Source organism: Halanaerobium sp. (assembly GCF_003070835.1).
On sequence record NZ_QBLR01000320.1, the window covers coordinates 1 to 3,752 of the forward strand.

3 protein-coding genes are annotated in these 3,752 nt (G+C 28.1%); all 3 read left to right on the forward strand.

Annotated elements, in window-relative coordinates; translation table 11 throughout:
* Window positions 1–640: 640 nt before the first annotated feature.
* The 3 genes from CI949_RS18245 to CI949_RS18255 are packed head-to-tail and all read left to right on the forward strand — an operon-like array spanning window position 641 to window position 3,730.
* Window positions 641–2,080 carry an NAD(P)/FAD-dependent oxidoreductase gene (locus tag CI949_RS18245; protein ID WP_290769027.1) on the forward strand — a complete coding sequence of 480 codons (1,440 nt, stop codon included), beginning with the start codon at window positions 641–643 and terminating at the stop codon, window positions 2,078–2,080.
* A gap of 28 nt (window positions 2,081–2,108) precedes the next feature.
* Window positions 2,109–3,377 carry an NAD(P)/FAD-dependent oxidoreductase gene (locus CI949_RS18250; RefSeq protein WP_290769030.1) on the forward strand — a complete coding sequence of 423 codons (1,269 nt, stop codon included), beginning with the start codon at window positions 2,109–2,111 and terminating at the stop codon, window positions 3,375–3,377.
* Window positions 3,377–3,730 carry a DUF1667 domain-containing protein gene (locus tag CI949_RS18255; RefSeq protein ID WP_290769031.1) on the forward strand — a complete coding sequence of 118 codons (354 nt, stop codon included), beginning with the start codon at window positions 3,377–3,379 and terminating at the stop codon, window positions 3,728–3,730. The genes CI949_RS18250 and CI949_RS18255 overlap by 1 nt, the downstream gene beginning before the upstream one ends.
* Window positions 3,731–3,752: the final 22 nt, after the last annotated feature.

Consider the following 3,752-nt stretch of genomic DNA (forward strand, 5'->3'; position numbering starts at 1 on the left):
ACTCAAAGAAGGATTCCTCTTTTTATTTAAAAAAATTATCATAATTTTATTTACACAACTTATTATACATTACTAATCAAAAAAAGACTAAACTTATAGTATTTGTTAAGAAAGTTTCAGAAAGAATATTTGATATTCCAGACTTTGAATACTATGCTTTGGCTGATGGAAACAGAGAAATATTGGCTAAATCTTACACTGGAATAGCTTCATTTTTTAAGAGTTATTACAAAAAACGACGATCACAAAAGAGATTAAGGCTCTCTTTACCATTATGATAGTAAAAATAGTTTTTTGCTATTTTAAAAAAATGGGGAAACTTATTAATTTATTTGATTTAAAATGGTTAAATCAGGCATCAATCTATATACCTAGCCTTAATAGTAATTTTCATCAATTCTGCTCATGACTAAATAATAGTTTTAATAGAAAATTAAGTAAATATAATAATTTATAATAATTATCTAACTCCGTGGTTGATATATTTTGCCTTTACTTATCAGAGCAAAAACGAGACGCACAGATTTACATGCAGTTTGGGAGTCTAAAATATTTAAACTTAATGGAAACAAACAAATTTACATTTAACTTAGTGATAAATTTCAAAGTTGCTAAGTATATTATACGAGGAGTGTTTATTATGATAAAAGAAACAAATGTTGTAATAGTGGGTGCTGGAGCAATTGGTGGTGCAATTGCAAGAGAATTATCGAAATATGAATTAGATGTTGTTCTTATTGAAAAAAATCAAGAAATTGGTGGGGAAGCAACAGTTTCTAATAGTGCAATTATACACACCGGATATGACGCAAAACCTGGCACTTTAGAATCAGAATTAGTAGTTGCTGCCAATCCTATGTACGATAAATTAACTGAAGAATTAAATGTGCCTTTTAAAAGAACAGGAGCTATTTTAGCAGCAGTAAATGAAGAAGAATTAGAAGCATTACCTAAAATAATAGAAAAATCATATAAGAATGGAGTATATGATATTGAATATTTAACTTCAGAAAAGATAAAAAAACTAGAACCTGAAATTAGCGATAATGTAAAAGGAGGGATTTTAATACCTAGAGAAAGTATAATTGACCCTTTTTTATTAAATATTGCTTATGTAGAAAATGCACACAAGAATGGTGTCGAGGTTATGTTGTCTACAGAAGTATTAGATATAAAAACAGAAAACAATAAAGTTGAAAGTGTAAAAACAAATAAAGGTTCTATTAAAACTGATTATGTTATAAATGCTGCTGGAGTCCATTGTGATGAAATTGCAGAAATGGTAGATTTATGTGATTTTAAAGAACATCCAAGAAAAGGAGAATTTTTTATTTTAGATAAAGCAACTCCTTATGATTTGAATTCCATAATTTTACCTGTTCCTACTAAATTGACAAAGGGTAAACTAATAACACCTACTATTCATGGCAACTTATTACTTGGGCCTACTGCAGAAGATATTGAAGATAAATCAGATAGATCAGTTACAGAAGAAGGATTAAAAAGTATAATTAAAGATGTTCAAAATAGAGTTCCTAAGGTTTCACAATTTGATTCAATTAAACAATATGCTGGATTAAGACCGACTAGAACACCAGCTGGTTATTATATAGAAAATTATGAGTTAGAAGGTTTTATTGGTTTATCTGGTATAAGATCAACAGGTTTAACTTCTTCTCCATCAGTAGCGAAATATGTAGTTGATTTATTACAATCTGAAGGTTTAAATTTAATACCTGATAATAATTTTGATCCATATAGAGAACCAATTACTAAATTTAATGAATTATCATTAAAAGAAAAAGAACAAATAATTTCTAAAAATCCTGAATATGGGAGAATAGTATGTAGATGTGAAACTATTACAGAAGGAGAAATTGTTGAGGCAATTAAGCGACCTTTAGGAGCAAAAACTGTTGATGGTGTGAAAAGAAGAGTAAGAGCTGGAACTGGGAGATGTCAAGCTGGTTTTTGCAGACCTAGAGTTGTACAAATTTTATCTAGAGAATTAGGCATTCCAGAAGTTGAAATAGAACAAAAAGAAAAAGGAAGCAAAATTCTTTCAAAAGAAAATAGATAATCAAGAAATTTATATAGGAGTGGTAAATATGTTTACACAAAACTACAATGTTATTGTAATTGGTGGAGGACCTGCTGGTTTAGAAGCAGCTATCTCAGCTAAAAAAGAAGGCGCAAAGAAAGTTCTGATAATCGAAAGAGATAAAAAATTAGGAGGAATACTTCAACAATGTATTCATCCGGGATTTGGTTTAGAATACTTTAATGAGGAATTAACTGGACCGGAATATGCATATAGATTTATAGAAGAACTAAAGGACCTAAATATTGAAACAATGTTAAACACAATGGTTTTAGAAATAAATGACAATAAAGTTTATGCAACTAATAAAACTCATGGGATGTGTACTTTAGAAGCAAATTCAATTGTGTTAGCAATGGGATGTAGAGAAAATACTAGAGAATCAATTTGTATTCCTGGTTCTAGACCTTCAGGGGTTCTTACAGCTGGAGCAGCTCAAAGATTTATAAATATGCAAGGTAATATGGTTGGAAAAGATATTGTTATTCTTGGTTCAGGAGATATCGGTATGATAATGGCAAGAAGGTTAACTTGGGAAGGAGCTAATGTAAAAGCGTTAGTAGAAATAGAGTCTTATTTAACAGGTTTAAATAGAAATAGAGTTCAATGTATAGATGATTATGATATTCCTCTTTATTTTAGTCATACTATAAGCAATATTTATGGGAAAAAACGTCTTACAGGAGTGGAATTAGCTGAAGTTGATTCTAAATGGAATATTATAGATGAAACCAGAGAAAAAATAGATTGTGATACATTACTTTTATCTGTAGGTTTAATTCCAGAAAATGAGTTAAGTAAAAGCGCAAATATAGAATTAGATCCAGTTACTAATGGACCTATTGTTAATCAGATGATGCAAACATCAGAAAAAAACATTTTTGCTTGTGGAAATGTTGCTCATGTAAATGATTTAGTAGATAATGTTACCATTGAAGCTAAAATTGCTGGTAAATATGCTGCCTTAAATGCAATGGATAAATTAAAAGTAGAAAATAAAATTGTAAAATTTATTCCCCAAAAAAATGTTTCTTATATTCATCCACAAAAATATAAAAAAAATAATTTAAATGAAAATAATTTTAATATTAGTTTTCGAGTAAAGAAACCTATAAATAATGTAACTATAAAATTAACCGATGATAATCAAGTTATAAAAAAAGAGAAAAAATTGCAGGTTAATCCTGGAGAAATAGAAAATCTATCAATTGAAACAGAAAAACTTAATAATATTAAGTCGGAAAAAGTTGAACTTATTATTGAGGAGGAAGAATAATGAATACTGAAAAGTTTACATGTGTTGTATGTCCAATAGGATGTGAAGTAACAGTTAAAGGTCAAAAAGATAATATTGAAAAAATTACTGGATTCAAATGTGACCGAGGAAAAAAATATGCTAAGAATGAATTTTTGAATCCAACCAGAATACTAACTAGTACAGTTAAAATTAAAAATCATGACTTACCAGTTATTTCTGTAAGAACTGATAAACCTGTATCAAAAGATGAAATATTTGATTGTATGAAAATTATTAGAAATACAGAAATAGAAGCTCCAATTACAATGAATGAAGTAATAATTAAAGATATTAATAATACAGGAGTAAACATTATAACTACAAAAAAATAATTATATTTAATCAATATTATTT